17 protein-coding genes, 1 other RNA gene and 1 pseudogene are annotated in these 15,377 nt (G+C 71.3%); 2 read left to right on the forward strand and 17 right to left on the reverse strand.

The annotated features are described in order from the left end of the window. Nucleotides 1-42: 42 nt before the first annotated feature. The 12 genes and pseudogenes from ssrA to ACFVQZ_RS33290 form a co-directional block, all read right to left on the reverse strand. Nucleotides 43-409, reverse strand: a transfer-messenger RNA (tmRNA) gene (gene ssrA, locus ACFVQZ_RS33235). A gap of 138 nt (nt 410-547) precedes the next feature. Further along, a complete protein-coding gene (locus ACFVQZ_RS33240) occupies nt 548-961 on the reverse strand; it encodes a hypothetical protein (RefSeq protein WP_047234046.1) in 414 nt (137 codons plus the stop codon). 103 nt (nt 962-1,064) lie between these two features. Then, the gene (gene smpB / locus ACFVQZ_RS33245; protein WP_378232025.1) at nt 1,065-1,535 is read right to left on the reverse strand and encodes an SsrA-binding protein SmpB; all 471 of its coding nucleotides are present in this window, start codon (nt 1,533-1,535) and stop codon (nt 1,065-1,067) included. Nucleotides 1,536-1,739: 204 nt separating this feature from the next. Beyond that, complete coding sequence (locus tag ACFVQZ_RS33250; RefSeq protein WP_378232027.1) at nt 1,740-3,125, reverse strand: peptidoglycan DD-metalloendopeptidase family protein; 1,386 nt, start codon at nt 3,123-3,125, stop codon at nt 1,740-1,742. 1 nt (nt 3,126) lies between these two features. Continuing rightward, a complete protein-coding gene (gene ftsX, locus ACFVQZ_RS33255; protein ID WP_378232029.1) occupies nt 3,127-4,038 on the reverse strand; it encodes a permease-like cell division protein FtsX in 912 nt (303 codons plus the stop codon). A gap of 239 nt (nt 4,039-4,277) precedes the next feature. Further along, a pseudogene (ftsE, locus tag ACFVQZ_RS33260) lies at nt 4,278-4,955 on the reverse strand (cell division ATP-binding protein FtsE); the annotation flags it as partial. Between the two features lie 162 nt (nt 4,956-5,117). Next, nucleotides 5,118-6,230 (reverse strand): peptide chain release factor 2, encoded by a 1,113-nt coding sequence (gene prfB, locus ACFVQZ_RS33265; protein ID WP_378232033.1) that lies wholly within the window; start codon nt 6,228-6,230, stop codon nt 5,118-5,120. A gap of 77 nt (nt 6,231-6,307) precedes the next feature. Beyond that, on the reverse strand, nt 6,308-7,447 hold the full coding sequence (locus ACFVQZ_RS33270) for a hypothetical protein (protein WP_378232035.1): 1,140 nt from the start codon (nt 7,445-7,447) through the stop codon (nt 6,308-6,310). 136 nt (nt 7,448-7,583) lie between these two features. Next, nucleotides 7,584-8,198, reverse strand: a complete 615-nt coding sequence (locus tag ACFVQZ_RS33275) for a hypothetical protein (RefSeq protein ID WP_378232037.1) — start codon at nt 8,196-8,198, stop codon at nt 7,584-7,586. A gap of 189 nt (nt 8,199-8,387) precedes the next feature. Next, entirely contained in the window at nt 8,388-8,813 is a 426-nt protein-coding gene (locus ACFVQZ_RS33280) for a hypothetical protein (protein WP_378232039.1), read from the reverse strand. A gap of 65 nt (nt 8,814-8,878) precedes the next feature. Then, nucleotides 8,879-9,358, reverse strand: a complete 480-nt coding sequence (locus ACFVQZ_RS33285; RefSeq protein ID WP_378232041.1) for a pilus assembly protein — start codon at nt 9,356-9,358, stop codon at nt 8,879-8,881. Then, nucleotides 9,355-9,762 (reverse strand): TadE/TadG family type IV pilus assembly protein, encoded by a 408-nt coding sequence (locus ACFVQZ_RS33290; protein ID WP_383628523.1) that lies wholly within the window; start codon nt 9,760-9,762, stop codon nt 9,355-9,357. Before ACFVQZ_RS33290 ends, ACFVQZ_RS33285 begins: the two co-directional genes overlap by 4 nt. A gap of 532 nt (nt 9,763-10,294) precedes the next feature. Here ACFVQZ_RS33290 and ACFVQZ_RS33295 point away from each other — a divergent pair. After that, on the forward strand, nt 10,295-11,125 hold the full coding sequence (locus ACFVQZ_RS33295; protein WP_378234694.1) for a hypothetical protein: 831 nt from the start codon (nt 10,295-10,297) through the stop codon (nt 11,123-11,125). 29 nt (nt 11,126-11,154) lie between these two features. Continuing rightward, a complete protein-coding gene (locus ACFVQZ_RS33300; RefSeq protein ID WP_378234695.1) occupies nt 11,155-11,985 on the forward strand; it encodes a DUF2637 domain-containing protein in 831 nt (276 codons plus the stop codon). Here ACFVQZ_RS33300 and ACFVQZ_RS33305 read toward each other — a convergent pair. The 5 genes from ACFVQZ_RS33305 to ACFVQZ_RS33325 all read right to left on the reverse strand — a co-directional run bounded on the left by ACFVQZ_RS33305 (nt 11,982) and on the right by ACFVQZ_RS33325 (nt 15,376). Further along, the gene (locus ACFVQZ_RS33305; RefSeq protein WP_378234696.1) at nt 11,982-12,398 is read right to left on the reverse strand and encodes a hypothetical protein; all 417 of its coding nucleotides are present in this window, start codon (nt 12,396-12,398) and stop codon (nt 11,982-11,984) included. The two genes, ACFVQZ_RS33300 and ACFVQZ_RS33305, sit on opposite strands and share 4 nt — an antisense overlap. A 347-nt stretch (nt 12,399-12,745) precedes the next feature. Continuing rightward, nucleotides 12,746-12,964: a hypothetical protein gene (locus ACFVQZ_RS33310; RefSeq protein ID WP_378234697.1), complete on the reverse strand. Its 219-nt coding sequence runs from the start codon at nt 12,962-12,964 to the stop codon at nt 12,746-12,748. Nucleotides 12,965-13,071: 107 nt separating this feature from the next. Continuing rightward, nucleotides 13,072-13,635 (reverse strand): hypothetical protein, encoded by a 564-nt coding sequence (locus ACFVQZ_RS33315; protein ID WP_378234698.1) that lies wholly within the window; start codon nt 13,633-13,635, stop codon nt 13,072-13,074. Nucleotides 13,636-13,654: 19 nt separating this feature from the next. Continuing rightward, the gene (locus ACFVQZ_RS33320; protein ID WP_378234699.1) at nt 13,655-14,695 is read right to left on the reverse strand and encodes a hypothetical protein; all 1,041 of its coding nucleotides are present in this window, start codon (nt 14,693-14,695) and stop codon (nt 13,655-13,657) included. 153 nt (nt 14,696-14,848) lie between these two features. Continuing rightward, a complete protein-coding gene (locus ACFVQZ_RS33325) occupies nt 14,849-15,376 on the reverse strand; it encodes a hypothetical protein (RefSeq protein ID WP_378234700.1) in 528 nt (175 codons plus the stop codon). Nucleotide 15,377 lies beyond the last annotated feature (1 nt).

The raw sequence follows: 15,377 nt of genomic DNA on the forward strand, positions 1-15,377 counted from the left end.
AGACAGGCCCGCACCCTCGAGGGGTGCGGGCCGTCGCCGCAGGGGTGGAGGTGCGGGGAATCGAACCCCGGTCCGGTGACGCCGATCGAGGACTTCTCCGGGCGCAGTCTACTGTCGTTTTTCTCGGCCCCCGCACTCACGCAGACAAGATGCGGACGGGCTCAGTCACCTAAAAGTCCCCGCAGCCCCGATGACGAGGACTACGAGCAGTGGCTCTCTAGATGACGCCAGGATCCGAGTCGAGAGCTAGCTCGGGCTGACGGACTTCGGGGCTCGCTCAGGCGGCGAGGGCGAAGTCGGTGCGCTTGTTATCGGCACCTGTGTTTTGCAGACATCGTTAACGAGATAAGCCTGCATCCTCGGCCCGCTTCTCCTCGAAGCACGACCACCGTCGAAACCGATCACCCCCTGTGGAGTTGTCAATCACTGCGCGGCTCCCGGGCGGACCCGGTCCTCGCTCAGCAGGACAAGCCTACGGGATGAACGTCGGTCGCCGCACCGATATTTCCGCACCTCCCGGGCGCAGCCCGGCTCGCGACGCCGGCGACTACTTCTTGCGGCTCAGGGCGTCCACGAGCAGACCGCCCGCGATCCCGAGGAGGAACACGTCCTTCGCGAGCCCGGTGCCCTGCTCGGTCGGCCGCACCCCGTCCTCGCGCGTCATGCCCGGGGTCTTCAGGTACATGCCCACGAGCCCCGCCGAGAAGACGCCCAGGCCCACGGCCACGAGCCCGGTCGGGACGAACGGGGCGACGAGCGCCGCGCCGAGCGCGATCTCCGTGGTCGAGAGCGCCTTGGTGAACTGCTTCGGCTCGACGTCCCCCAGGAACGAGTACGTCCCTGCCGCCATGCCGTGGATCCCCTGCGCGGTCGCCTCGTCCGCGCCGCGCTTGTTCAGGCCGGAGTTGAGGATGTACGCGCCCGCCGCGAGGCGCGGGATGTACTGACGGAGCTTGACCATGGGGCCTCCAGGTTCGTGGTCGTCGTCTCGTCCTCGACCGTACGTCGAGGGCGACGACGTCACCAGCGGGTGGGGCCGCCGTCGGCCCGGAGGCGCCCGCGGTTCAGCGCACCTCGCGCTGCCGCATGGCGCGCTGCGCCTCGCGGTTGTCCTGCTTCTCGCGCAGGGCCTGCCGCTTGTCGTACTCCTTCTTGCCGCGGGCGAGCGCGATCTCGACCTTGGCCCGGCCGTCGAGGAAGTACAGCGCGAGGGGCACGATCGTGTGGCCCTTCTCGCGCGTCTTGGACTCGAGGCGCAGGATCTCCTCCTTGTGCAGGAGCAGCTTGCGCTTGCGACGCGGCGCGTGGTTGTTCCACGTGCCCTCGGTGTACTCGGGGATGTGGACGTTCTCGAGCCACGCCTCGCCCCGGTCGACAGCGACGTAGCCGTCGACGAGAGAGGCCCGCCCCATCCGCAGCGCCTTGACCTCGGTGCCCGACAGGACGATCCCCGCCTCGTACACGTCCTCGATCACGTAGTCGTGGCGTGCCTTGCGGTTGCTGGCGACGACCTTGCGGCCGGTGTCCTTCGCCATCCGTGTCCTACCGTCCTTCGCTGTCGTGTCGTCGCCCGTGGGGCCCCGCCTCGGACCCGCCGAGCGGGAGCCGGGTGCGGGGCCGCCGTCGGCCGGCGCACCAGCGTACGGGTGCCCGGCCACGTCCGGTACCGATTATCCCCCGCGGCCGGACGCCGCGGGTCGGGCCGTGGCGCGCGACCCGGCCGGGCTCGGCGGACGCCCTCAGCCCAGGACCGACATCGGGTCGATGGTGGACCCGTTGACGTACACCTCGAAGTGGAGGTGGCACGCCCCCGACAACCCGGTGTTGCCGGAGTAGCCGATGACCTTGCCCTTCTCGACCTGCTGTCCGGAGGAGACCGCGAAGCGCGTGAGGTGGTTGTAGCTCGTCATGAGGTTCTTGCCGCCGACCGTGCCGTGGTTGATCAGCACCTGGTTACCGAAGCCGTTGCGCCACTGGGCGTGGACGACCGTCCCGGGCCCGGCCGCCATGATCGGGGTCCCGCAGTAGGCGCGCAGGTCGGTCCCGGCGTGCAGGCGGTAGTACCCGAGGATCGGGTGCAGCCGCATCCCGTAGCTCGACGTCACGTGCGGCACCGCGGTCGGGTACGACAGGAAGCTCGAGATGCTGCCCCGGTCGCCCCCGGACGAGGACCCGCCACCCCCTCCTCCGCCGCCACCGCCGCCCGACGACCCGCCGCCGCCGCCGCCGGAAGACTGTTGCTGCTGCTGGCGCCGCGCCTCCTCCTCGGCGGCCTTGCGGTCGCGCTCCGCCTGCTCGGCGATGATCCCCTTGATCTCCTGCTGCAACGACTGCTGCGCGGCCTCGTTCTCGGCGACCTTCGCCTCGGCCGCGGCCTTGCGCGACTCGATCGTCGCCTTCTTCGCCTGCTGGTCGACGATGAGCTGCTCGACCTCGGCCTTGCGGTCCGCCGCAGCCTTGCGCGCGGCCTCGGCGGCGACGAGGTTCTCGTCGGCCTGCTTCTTCAGGTCGGCGACCGTCTCACGGACCGCCTGCAGCCGGGCCTCCCGGTTGCGGGCGACCGACTCGGCCTCGAGGAGGTCCTGGAGCGACCGGGACTGGCTGCGCGCCGCCGTCGACGAGACCGCGTACTCCTCGATGAACTCCTCGGTGCTCTGCGCGCCCGTGACGATGCCGAGGCTCGACACGTCGCCCTGACCGCGGTACGCCTGACGTGCCATCTCCGCGATGCTGGACTTCGCGTCGGCGACCTCGGTCGCGCCGCGCTCGATCTCGGCGCTGATCGCGGCCTCCTGCCCCAGCGCGTCCTCGAGCCGTTGGGCGAGCAGCTCCGCCTCGCGCTGGGTCCGCTCGACCTCGGCCTCGGCGGCGTCCAGCTCGGCCTGGGCGACGGGCAGTCGCGCCTCGATCGCCTGGAGGTCGACGACCGCCTGCGCGAGCTCGGCGTCCGTGTCCTCGAGCTCGGACTGGAGCTGCTCGCGGTTGCCGAGGATCTCGGACTGGCGCCGTTCTGCCGCTGCGCGACGGTCGTCGATGTCGTCGGCGGAGGCCGACGCGACACCCCCCACGAGGAGCATCGTCGTGGCGATCAGGGCCGCGGTCGCGCGGCGGAGGTCCCGGGTCATCTCACACCCTCGTGTGCCGGTTGAGCGTGACGACCGAGGACACGGCCGCCAGCAGGAACGCGATGCCGACGAGGACGGGCGCGATGCGGAGCACGTCCGACTCGTCGACGTAGGCCACCCACGTCACGGACTGCGACAACCAGTCGGTGACGAGGTACTTCACCCCCACCCACAACCCGCCGACCGCGAGGAGCGCCCCGAGCACGGCCGCGATCGCCCCCTCGAGGAGGAACGGGAGCTGGATGAACAGGTTCGACGCCCCGACGAGCCGCATGATGCCGGTCTCCCGGCGGCGGCTCAGCGCCGAGAGCCGGATCGTCGTCGTGATGAGCAGCACCGCGGCGAGGAGCATGACCGCGGCGAGGCCGGCGGCGAGGAGCGACGCACGGTTGAGCGCGAGGAAGAGCGAGTCGAAGATGCGCCGCTGGTCCTCGACCACCTCGACCCCCGGGCGCCCGGTGACGACGTCGTTGACGACCTCGTAGTTCTCCGGGTTCGTGAGCTTGAGCCGGAAGGACGCCTGCATGTCGTCGACGGTGAGCTGCGTGCCGAGGTAGCCGTCCGGGTACCGCTCCTGGAACGCCGCGAACGCGTCGTCCTTGGACTCGAAGTACACGGTCTGGATCTCGTCGGCGAGCTCGGACTCGAACACGCCCTCGAGCGCGGCGATCTGGTCCGGGGTCGCCTCGCCCGCGGCGCACGTCGGCGACGGCGAGCCGGTCGGGCACAGGAAGACGGACACCTCGACCTTGTCGTACCAGTCGTCCTTGAGCTTGCCGATCTGCGCCTGGAGGAGCATGGACGCGCCGACGAACGTCAACGACACGAAGGTCACGAGGACGACCGAGACGGTCATCGAGACGTTGCGCCGCAGGCCCTGGCCGAGCTCCGCGAGGATGAACTGGAGTCGCACGCCGATCACTCCCCCGCCGTCGCCTCGACGTGGCGACGCACCGAGCGCCGCGACGGCGGCTCGGCCGGCTCCTCCTCGGCGGCCGGCCGGGCCGCGGCCGGCTGCGCGCGAGGGACGGCCGTCGTCGGTGCCGACTCCGGTGCGGTGTCGGTCGTGGTGCGGGCCGTGGGCCCGGTCGTGGGCCCGGTCGTGGCGACCGAGGCGGTGCGGTCCGGGTCGGGGATGACCTGCCCCCGGGCCCCGTAGGCGCCGTGCGCCTGGTCGCGCACGAGCGTGCCGGTGTCGAGCTCGATGACCCGGCGCCTCATCTGGTTGACGATCTCCTCGTCGTGCGTCGCCATGACGACGGTGGTCCCGGTGCGGTTGATGCGGTCGAGCAGGCGCATGATGCCGAGCGACGTCGTGGGGTCGAGGTTCCCGGTCGGCTCGTCGGCGAGCAGGATGGGCGGCCGGTTCACCATGGCGCGCGCGATGGCGACGCGCTGCTGCTCGCCGCCGGAGAGCTCGTGCGGACGCCGCTTCTCCTTGCCGGCGAGGCCCACCATCTCGAGCGTCTCGGGCACCGTGATCGCGATCGTGTGCCGCGGCTTGCCGATGACTTGGAGCGCGAACGCGACGTTCTCGAACACCGTCTTGTTCGGCAGGAGGCGGAAGTCCTGGAAGACGACCCCGATCTGTCGCCGCAGCTTGGGCACGTTCCAGCTCGACATCGACCCGAGGTCGCGGCCCGCGACGAAGACCTTCCCCTTGGTCGGGCGCTCCTCGCGCAGGACGAGGTGCAGGCACGTCGACTTGCCGGAGCCCGACGCGCCGACGAGGAAGACGAACTCGCCGCGGCGAACCTCCATCGACACGTCGTCGACGGCCGGCCTCGCGCCGCGCGCGTAGACCTTGGTGACGTTCTCGAAGCGGATCACAGCGGCACGTTCCTCGGGTCGGGGGTCGATCCGTGGACGAACGAGGTTCGTCGCACGATCCCGAGGGTAGGCACGCGTCTCCGGCCCGGCGGGGCGGACACGCCGCGCCCGGGCGCATCGACCCGTTGCTCGGATCAACCGCCCGGGTGGGCTCGCGCCGGGTCAGGCCTCCTGCTGCGACCCGCGTCGCCAGCGGATCCCGGCCTCGATGAAGTCGTCGATGTCGCCGTCGAACACCGCCGACGGGTTGCCGACCTCGTGCTCGGTGCGCAGGTCCTTGACCATCTGGTACGGCTGGAGCACGTAGGAGCGCATCTGGTCTCCCCAGCTCGCCTTGATGTCGCCCGCGAGCTCCTTCTTCTTCGCGTTCTCCTCCTCCTGGCGCACGAGCAGCAGGCGGGACTGGAGGACGCGCAGCGCGGCGGCGCGGTTCTGGATCTGCGACTTCTCGTTCTGCATCGACACGACGATCCCGGTGGGGATGTGCGTCATGCGCACCGCGGAGTCCGTCGTGTTGACGGACTGTCCGCCCGGGCCCGAGGAGCGGAAGACGTCGACCTTGATCTCCGACTCCGGGATCTCGATCGAGTCCGTCTGCTCGATGAGCGGGATGACCTCGACGGCCGCGAACGACGTCTGGCGCCGGCCCTGGTTGTCGAACGGCGAGATGCGCACGAGGCGGTGCGTGCCCGCCTCGACCGAGAGGTGGCCGAACGCGTAGGGCGCCTTCACCTCGAACGTGGCCGACTTGAGCCCCGCCTCCTCGGCGTAGGACGTGTCGAGCACGGTGGTCGAGTAGCCGTGGCGCTCGGCCCAGCGCAGGTACATGCGCAGGAGCATCTCCGCGAAGTCGGCCGCGTCCACGCCGCCCGCGCCCGCGCGGATCGTCACGACGGCCTCGCGGGCGTCGTACTCGCCGGCGAGGAGCGTGCGGACCTCGAGCTGGTCGAGGTCCTTGCGGATCGCCCCGACCTCGGTCTCCGCCTCGACGAGGGTGTCCTCGTCCTCCATCTCCTGGCCCATCTCGACCAGGGTCTCGACGTCGTCGATGCGCTGTCCGAGCTTCCTCACCCGCTCCAGCTCGGACTGCGCCGCGGAGAGCGCCGACGTCACCTTCTGCGCGGCGTCCGGGTCGTCCCACAGGTCGGGGGCCGACGCCTTCTCCGAGAGGTCCGCGATCTTCGCGCGCAGCACCTCCGGGTCGCTCACGCTCTCGATGGACTCGAGCGTGCTGCGCAGCGCCTTGATCTCGGTCGGAAAGTCGATGGTGGCCACGAGGTTCAAGGTTACGCGACCCCGCGCGCGGTCCGCGCCGTCGGGCCGGGAGACCCGTGCCCGACGGCGCGGGGCGGTCAGGCCTTCGGCTCGCCCTTGGCCGAGGGCGCGGCCGTGCCCGACGCCGCGGGCTCGCTCCCGCCCGCCTGCTGGCGACCCTCGTCACGTGCCCTCGCGAGCATCGCCTCCAGGCGCTGGCGCCGACGGCGGCGGTCGTCGCGGACACCGATGATCAGGACGACGACGATCGCGACGAGCAGGAGCTGCGGCCACGGGACGGCCCAGGTCGTCACGGTGACGGTGACCGGCTCGAGCGGCGCGTCGACCTGGTCGTCGTCCACCGTCGTCGGCGTCACGGTGATCGTCGAGCGGACCGGGCCGAGCGGCCACACGTTCGACGTCTCGACGCGAGAGCGTTGCGAGCCGCCGGGCAGGACCTCGGGGATGTCCGCGGCCGAGCGGTCGGTGGAGACCGCACCGAAGAAGCCGGTCGTCGCGACGTCACCCTCGGCGCCGAGGCGCACGTTGCCGTCGTTCGCGACGTCGTAGGAGACCGTCAGGTCGCCCGCCGCGAACGGGTTCCACGACGGCGTGTAGGACGCCTTGACGTTCTCGACGGCGAGGAGCGGCTGCACCTCTCCCGTGACCCGCGTCGAGACGCGGAAGCCGACGCGGCTCTCCACGCCGACGCTCGTCCCGCCCTCTCCTTCGCCGGTGCTCTTCACCGTCGCGGCGATGCCCGCGACGTGGTCCCCAGGGGTGGCGTTGTCCGGCACGGCGACGGTGAACGGCACGACGACCGTCGCGTCGGGCGCCACCTCGACCGAGTCCTGGACCTCGATCCACGTCCCCGCTCCCGTCGACTCCCGGTCGGAGGGCAGCATGTTGAACCGGCCCTTGGGGTTGATGTACCCGTCGGCAGCCTGGATCGAGAAGGTCACGGGAACGTCGCTGAAGTTCGACACGGCGAGGTGCTCGGACGCCGACGCCCCGGGGTCGAGGACCAGCTCGACGCGAGTGCGTCCGTCCGGCCCGTCCGCGTCCGCGGGCTTGACCCCCCAGGTGATGACGTCCTCGGTGTCGAACGGCAGGGTGCCGCCTGCCGCGGCACCTGCCGGTAGCGCGGGCGCGAGGGCCGCGACGAGGACCGTGCCGGCCGCGGCGAACCAACGGGCGAACCGGCGCGGTCGGTGGCTCAGGTGTGGTGCAGGGTTCACGCAGGTGCTCTCTCCGTACGACGGCGGGCCGCCCACCCGATCCGACCTGGAGCCGGACGAGTGGAGCGGCCCGCCGTGGACTGCTCGGTCGACGGTCGACCGTGGCCGACCGTCAGGTCACGAGGACCGGGTGTGCTCAGTCCTCGAAGAGGGAGAGCGTGATCGTCGAGGAGTAGGCGCCGGCGGCGACGTCCTCGGCGGTGCGGAGCGTGAGGCCCGCGTTCGCGGTCCAGGAGCCCTCCGGGTTGACCTCGGCCGAGTCGAAGGCCGACACGAGGAGGTCCTGCTCGGCAAGACCCTCGCCACCCTCGAGCGCGGGGTCGACACCCTCGCCCGCCTCGACGAGGCCGCTCTCGCTCTCGCTGACGAGCGACGGCGCCCAGCCGAGGTTCGACGCCGCGATCGTGCCGGCGTCGCCGGTGAAGTCCGAGGCGCTGCCCACGACGTACCAGTACGCGCCCTCGGCGACCTCGGTGCGCGTGTCGGTGACGGTGACGTCCGGCAGGGTGCCCGTGAACTCGCGGGTGCCGTCGACGGTCGAGTCCTGCTCGGTGAGCGAGGTCGCGTTCGAGGCGACCGAGAGGGCGAGGTTGCCCGGCTCGACGTTCGACTCGATCTCGACCGAGACGTCGACACCCTGGTCGTCGCCCACCTGGTCTGCGGAGGCAGCGGACGCGAGGGCGACCGTGCCGATGAGCATCGCACCGAGGGCACCCCCGGCGACGAGCTTCTTCGTTGCTCGTGCGTTCATGTTGTAGCTCTCCATCGTTGGAGTTGTTGTCGGACCGGATCACCATAGCGGCGAACCTGGGGTTTTGACAGGTCCCAACCAGAAGTGGCCATCCAAAGTTAAGAAAGTAAACAAAGGCGCGGGAGCATGCTCACGCGTCGTTGCGAACCGCCCTTTCCTGGATGCTCGTCGTCGAACAGCAACAGGTGCTCACCACGCTCTGGCACGTGACTCTGCACGCACGATGATGCCATCACTCCACGCCTGGGTCACCCAGCTGATCATCGCGGGTCGTGACCGCGCGGCGAGACTCACCGTCGCGGTGCGCCCGTCCGCGGTCGACGCGTCCGTCACCACGACGTCGTGGAGACCGTCGAGCGCCCCCGGATTCCGCGCGAGGTAGTCCTGGACGTCCGACCGGATCGAGGAGTCCGTGAGCGTCAGGACGCCGCTCTCGACCGGTGCGGTGGCGGCGCCCGTGTAGAACGACTCAGGTGCCATCGAGTCCGCTGCCGTGAGAGCGAGCGCGTCTGCGAGCTCGTACAGCCGCTTGCGCTCGAGGTGCACCTGCGTCGCGCTCACCACGACCGTGACCAGCAGCAGCGCGAACGCGACGAACGCCGTGGTGAGGAGCATGATCCGCCCGTCCTCCGACCCGTCCGACGGAACCCTCCGCCGCGACGGGTCACGACCCGCGCGCGTCACGGCCGCCTCGCGGCGTACTCGTCGACGGACGCGACGTGCCGCGCCTCGACCGGGACCGAGAGAGGCACCGCTGCGCGGACGAACGGCGGGACGAGCGGCAGCGGCACCTCGAACTTCACCCGCGCGACGACCTCGGACCCGGGCTCGAGACAGGGCGTGGCGGAGCACGAGATCGTCAGCACGTCGGCACCGGCCGGAAAGCCCTGGTCGTCGAGCGCGAGCCTGACGGCCGCCTCGGCGAGCCGCGCACCGTCGTCCGCGGACGGCGCGGTGACGAAGGCCCGCGCAGCCTCCCGCGAGGCGCCCTCGACCGCGAACGTGGCCGCCTGGAGCCGCCCGGCCGTCAGCACGAGGTACACGACCGGCAGCAGCAGCACGAGGGCCACGCCCAGGAACTCCACGACCGCGCTCCCCCGCTCCGCCCGCTGCCCGCCGCCGGTGAGCCGGTCGAGCAGCACCCGCGGCCGACGGATCACGGCGCCTCCTCGAGCGCGTGCCCCTCGACGGTCACGACACCCGCGGGACCGAGGAGGCCCACCACGGGAAGCGGGGCCGCGACCGTGACCTCGACGACCGGGAGGCCGTCGACGACCGTCTGCCGTGCCACGACGTCCTGGGCGTAGCGGGGCGAGAGCGCGGCCGTGATCAGCTCCCTCGTCCGGGCGGTCCCGTCCTGGGGACCGCGATCGGCGCGGCCGGCGACCCGAGCGCCCTCGGCCGCGCAGTCCACCAGCGTCGCCCGCACGTGGACCGCGAGCGCCACCTGGACGACACCGAGGAACAGCACGAGCACCAGGACGGACACCAGGGTGAAGTCGACCACTGCGGACCCGCGCTCGGGGTCCTCCTGCCCCGTACCGCGGCCGTCTCCGTGCGCCACCTCAGGGAGCGCCCACGCTCGAGATCGCGTCGCTGAAGGCCTGCGTCAGCGCCGGGCCCGCGACCGCCCACAACGCGATGACGAGTCCCGCCGTCATCAACGTGATGAGCACCCACCCCGGGACGTCGCCCCGTTCCGCGTCTCCGCGCACCAGACGTCCGAGCGCCTCGCGCCCCGCTCGCCGTGCCCACGGCGTCCTGCGTCCCGACCCCTGCATGGTTCTCCCTCGTTCGTCTGTCGTCGGTCGTGTCGTACGTGAGCTGTGCGCGCCCCGGGTGCTGCCCGCTCAGAACCCGAGCCGCAGCGTGGCGAGGGACGGGTACACGGCAAACACGACGGTTCAGAAGAGGGCAAATGACCGAGTGACAACAGAAGAACGGCCCCGGCCGGTGCGCGAACACCGATCGGGGCCTGACCACCAAGGAACGGACATTCCGAGATGGCTCTTGCACACGCTAGCAGTGACCTCCCCCACCCGACGGGCGACGCAACGTCGCCCGCACGCCGCCATGTGAACGCGTGGCGCGACGCTGTGTGGACCTCCAGCCTCGGCGCGACAGACAAGCTGGTCGCGCTCGCCTACGCCGACCACGCATCCAACGGCCCGCTGCGGGTGTGGGTCGCGTCCGAGCGCCTCCAGGCCCGCACGAGCCTTGGCAGGACCGCCACGACGGCCGCCGTGCGGCGCCTGCGCGACGCCGGGTGGCTCACCCTCACCTCGGCGGGCGTGCGCGGCGCCACGACCCGCTACGCGCTCACCGTGCCCGGCGCCGTCGCCGAGCTCGAGCACGACGACCAGGTCGACGACGTCGACGTCGTCGAGCACCAGGAGCACGAGCCGCGAGCGCCGCGACAGGTGTCGGCTCGCGACGAACTCGGGTCGCCTCGCGACGAAAGGGTGTCGCGAGGCGTGCCGGATCCCCTGTCCTATCCCCTGCCCCATCCCCCCACCAGGTCGCTCGCCGTCGTCGAGGACGTCGCCGGCGAGCGGGACGCGCTGCTCGACGGGGTGGTGGAGGAGATCCGCACTCACCCCCTCGCCCGCGGCCTGGCGGCCACGGCGGCACGCAAGCACGGCCGTGAGCTGCGCGCCGCCGGGTGGACGCCCGACGACGTCGCCCGCGAGCTCGCCGCCCAGGACTGGACCGGCGCCCGCGGGCCCGGCCTGCTGCGCTACCGCCTCACCGCCCTCGCACAGACCGGCCCGACACCCCCACCCGCAGCCCGGACGATCGACCGCCCGACGACCACCACCCGCGACCTGTTCGCCGAAGACGACGCCGCCCACACCGCCGCTCCCCCGCAGGCCGAGACCATCGCCGACGTCCGCGCCGCGATCGCCGCGGCCCGCACCGCCCGCTGACCACCACCACGCACGAGAGGACCACCGCCATGACCACCACGCCCCGCCCGACGACGTCCGCCCGGATCAACCCCGACACCCGCGGCGCGCTCATCCTCGCGATGCTCGCCACGTCCGCGCTCGTCGCGATCAGCTTCACGCTGTCCTTCGCCGGGCTGTCCGCCCTCGCACCCTGGGCCGCCGTCCCGCGCGAGCTCGCTCCCCTCGTGCCGGCGTTCATCGACGGCGCGATCCTCGTCTACACCTACAGCGCCCTGGCAGCCCGTGCGCGGCACGAGAGCACCGTCCGGCCCTGGACGTGGGTGGCGCTCTGGACGGCCGTCTCGGCGTCCGCGAACGCGGCGCACGCGTGGTCCGCGGGCCCCGGCGGGTGGGAGGGCTTCGTCGGCGCGGTACTCGCCGGACTCTTCCCGATCGGCTCCCTCCTCGGCTGCCACGAGATCGCCGACCGCATGATCGCCCGACCGGCCACCCGCGCGCAGACGGACGCGGACACCAAGACGGCCGCAGCGAGCGCCGGACAGGCGGACGCTCCCGCCGTCGTCAGCGACCTCGCGCCTGTCGCGCTCGTCGTCAAGCGCGCGCCCGAGCTGCATGCCGTGGACACCGAGGCGGCGGACTCCCGGACGGACAGCGGACACCCGGACGGCGCACGGACGCGGACGGCGGCGCGCGGACGCGTGGCCGAACACCGCGAGGAGATCGTCCGTCTCGCCCTGACGACGGACATGTCAGGGCGCGCGATCGCCGACAAGCTCGGCCTCGGCCGGACGGTCGTTTGCTCCGTCGTCACCGAGGCTCGCGCACGACGGGCGGACACCCGGACACCGGACACGGGCGCCGTCCTGCTCGCGGTCTAGTCGGTTAGTTCCCCGCCGAGGTCGATCGCTGCGGCGATGACGTCGTTGCTGTCGCCCCAGACGGACCAGAGCCCGTCGCCGACAACCTGACGATCTCCTGTCCCGCGCTCCGCGATCGCCGATGAGACCGAATCGACGTAGAGCACCTTGGCACCCTCGGAGTCGAACGTCACGACGGACGTGTCCGGGGTGCACTGGTAAACGTCCGCGCCTGCGTGCTCCGACGGGGTGGACGGGTCGTCGTCGCCCTCGGTGCAGCCAAGAGCAGTCTGAAGCTCCTCGATGGAGACGTCGTCGGTTGACGTCTCCGTCGCGGGCGGCTCTTCCTCGACGGTGACCACCGACGAACACGACGACAGCACAACCGCTGAGGCAAGGACGAGGAGGACGGCGCGCGCACGGGAGGGCCTCATGCCCCGCACCCTAGCCGCCCGTCCGCGGACGGACGGACCATCGCCGCGAGGGCTCCGCGCCGACGGGCGTCGTGTGGGACTGCCACCGGCCGACGTCGGCGCACCCCTCCGCGGCGATCGCCCCGCACACCGGACACTCCCAGAGCGTGTGCCAGAACGGCTGTCCGCACCCGCACCGGACGAACCTCTCGCCCGGACGGTCCCGGACGACGCCCCACGCGGACGCGCACGCCGGACACCGTCGCGGTGGCACCTTGAGCCACCGGCCCCGTCCGAGCTCGACCCAGCCGGGCCACCGGACCTCTTCCACGTGCCCAGTGTCGCACCGGTTCGAACGCGCGTTCGAACTAGAGCACCGCGAGACCGGGGTCCGCCGGCCCCTCGAAGCGCCGGACGACGCGCTTACCCTGCACGAGCGTGAAGGGCCCGCGCGGCGACGCGTTGCCCGCCTTGATGTGCGCTCCCAGGAGCAGCACCGCCGACTCGTCGGAGTCGGTCTCAAGGTTGACGACCCCGTCCATGTCGGCACGGTCATCAGGGATCGTCGAGTACACGTAGGTCTCCATGAGCGAGAGCCTAGGCGGACCGAACGAGCCGGACCCCCTCCGCGCACGACGAAGCGCCCCCGCCCCTCCCACGTGGGAGGAGCGGGGGCCGTAGGCCTCAAACCGTCCTAGAGCTTGCTGCGGTGTGTCCCGTCGAGGGCTGCGCGGACCTTCGCATACTTCGCGTAGGCCTGGTACAGGCGCGGCAGCGTGATCAGGAAGATCAGCACGACGTAGGTCATCAGCCCGGCCGAGAGCGCGGCCCAGAACCCGACGATCGTGTTCTCTTCCTCACCCGCGCCGAAGTTCATGCCGAGCACGAGCGCGACGGTCGCGATGCCCGCGACGTAGGCACCGGCCAACAGGTGTGCAGACGTCTCGTCGATGGCGTCTCGGTCGAACCGCTCAGCATCCCCCCACGTGTCCTCACGCTCCGCGAGGTGGACCCGAACCGGCGAGAGATGGGTGAAGGCCGTCAGGAAGCCCCCTGCGAGCAGGGCAAGTGCGGCGAGAACACCCTCAGGGATCTGCAAGGTGAAGTCGAAGACCAGCGACGCCACGAACGCGCCGACCGGTAGGGCGACGACGACCGCCCTCGTGGCCTTGTCGGGGACGGGCTTGCGTGACGTGTAGTCGCTCAGCGCCTTCCAGTGGGCCCTGAAGATGTCGCCTGGCAGCAGTCGGTCGAGCACGTTCCACCACCTCCATCTGTCACACGAACTCTATCGGGAGGGTCAGACTCTCCGTCAGGGGGCGGAGGCGCTTGACCGCGAAGCCGTGGAGATCTGGCGTGGAGAGGCGCTGGTCGCCGGTCGGGTACATCAGGATCTTCTCGAGGTTCGTCGGGCCGAGGCTCTGGGACTTGCCGTGCTCGCTGAAGCGGAACGAGCCGTCGGTGAAGCCGATGTCCGCGACGGCGCCGTCGTCGACATCGACGAACTCGAGGAGCGCGCCGACGCTGCGCTCATCGGCCGACAGGTCGGCGATGCCGAGCGACTTCTTGACCCACTTCGCGACGAGCTTCTTCGCCTGGCCGCGCTTGGACTCCGGCAGCCCGTTCTGGGTGAGCACGAGATCCTTGGTACGACGAACGCCCGAGCTCTGCGCCGCGTGGCGCTTCAGGGTCAGCCCTTCAATCGCGCCCTCTTCGAGGACCTCAGCGATCCGGGACTCGTCGAACATGCCGCGGGGCACGAACCGGAGCCACGGGTCCACCGTCTCCCCATCACCCTTCGTCAGCGCGGCTGCTGCAGCGTTCTCGACCGAGAGCCGCTGCATGAGCGCCTGCCCGACGTGCGTGCGTCCGACAACCTCAGAGACCATGACGGCACGGTCCCCGGCGCGAGGGAAGTACAGCAGGACACGGTACCCACGTGCGGCGGCAGCGTCGTCGAGCGAGATGTCCTCTCCGCCCTGGAACCGCATCGCCGTCGGGTACGCGCCCTTCCGGCCGTAGGTGACACCCACCTCGATGCGGTTCGCTTCCTCGGCGACGCTGTCGATCCGGAGGCACGGTGTCCGCTCCGGCCAGTCCGCAGCATCCCGAACCGGCTCGCCGATCGCCTTGTACGTCGCATCCCGGATGAACATCGTGCCCTGCATCGCGCGAAGCCGGGCCGCGACCAGCGCCTGTGGTGACGAGACCCCCTCGGGGAGGAAGCGATCCAGCCCCTCCGAGGTGATCGCCAGCTTCGTTCGCGACCGGCCCTCGGTCAGCTCGATCGTGTGTAGGCGGAACCCGTAGAGCGTCATCGCCCGTCCCCCGTGCGCATGTACATGCGCCGCATTATTGCCGACGCGCCGTGCAGAGCCCGAGCTTGCACCGGGTGAAACACTCAGGGCAGACGACGAAGCGCCCCCGCCCTCCCGGAGGAGGACGGGGGCGCGTTCGCCTGGCAGGACCGGTCAGGAGGTCGGGCGCCAGCCGAGCTTGAGGAGGTGCTCGACGATCTTGTCGGCTGCGCTGATCGGGCCCGCGCTCGTTCCGTAGGCGGTCTCGATGTCGACGTCGTGGTACTCGAGCAGGTCACGGATGGCCTCGGCGACCTCGTCCTTGGCAGCGCTCACCTCGGGCACTTCGTAGCCGGCGGGGGCGGACGTGTCGACGATGGACGTGATGTCGTGGACACCGTCGTCGTCGGGCTCGACGACCTTCGGGGTCGAGGAGAGGCCGAGGTGGCGAAGCCAGGCGTCGACGGCGGGGATCGCCATGATCCGGGCCAGCGCCGCCGAGACGGCCGCGAGGACCGCGCCCGCGGCCACGACCCACGCGAGCCACCGGTCGGGCAGGTACTCCCCGAGCTCGTCGGACAGGATCGCCGCGACGATCGGGGCGACGACCCCGAGCACGAGCACGACGGACAGGGCGTTCTGCACCGCGGTGCGCCACGAGGCGCGCGCGGGGTAGGTCTGCTGGGTGGACGTGGTGGTCACG

Origin of the sequence: Streptomyces sp. NPDC057854 (assembly GCF_042797055.1) — a bacterium.
GTDB lineage: Bacteria > Actinomycetota > Actinomycetes > Streptomycetales > Streptomycetaceae > Streptomyces.

Bases quoted from the DNA above. Each gene is read 5' to 3' on its own strand.
- ACFVQZ_RS33240 (WP_047234046.1), bottom strand. From the start codon at position 961: ATGGTCAAGCTCCGTCAGTACATCCCGCGCCTCGCGGCGGGCGCGTAC.
- ACFVQZ_RS33280 (WP_378232039.1), bottom strand. From the start codon at position 8,813: ATGCTCCTCACCACGGCGTTCGTCGCGTTCGCGCTGCTGCTGGTCACG.
- smpB (WP_378232025.1), bottom strand. From the start codon at position 1,535: ATGGCGAAGGACACCGGCCGCAAGGTCGTCGCCAGCAACCGCAAGGCA.
- ACFVQZ_RS33320 (WP_378234699.1), bottom strand. From the start codon at position 14,695: ATGACGCTCTACGGGTTCCGCCTACACACGATCGAGCTGACCGAGGGC.
- ACFVQZ_RS33275 (WP_378232037.1), bottom strand. From the start codon at position 8,198: ATGAACGCACGAGCAACGAAGAAGCTCGTCGCCGGGGGTGCCCTCGGT.
- ACFVQZ_RS33310 (WP_378234697.1), bottom strand. From the start codon at position 12,964: ATGGAGACCTACGTGTACTCGACGATCCCTGATGACCGTGCCGACATG.
- ACFVQZ_RS33305 (WP_378234696.1), bottom strand. From the start codon at position 12,398: ATGAGGCCCTCCCGTGCGCGCGCCGTCCTCCTCGTCCTTGCCTCAGCG.
- ACFVQZ_RS33300 (WP_378234695.1), top strand. From the start codon at position 11,155: ATGACCACCACGCCCCGCCCGACGACGTCCGCCCGGATCAACCCCGAC.
- ACFVQZ_RS33250 (WP_378232027.1), bottom strand. From the start codon at position 3,125: ATGACCCGGGACCTCCGCCGCGCGACCGCGGCCCTGATCGCCACGACG.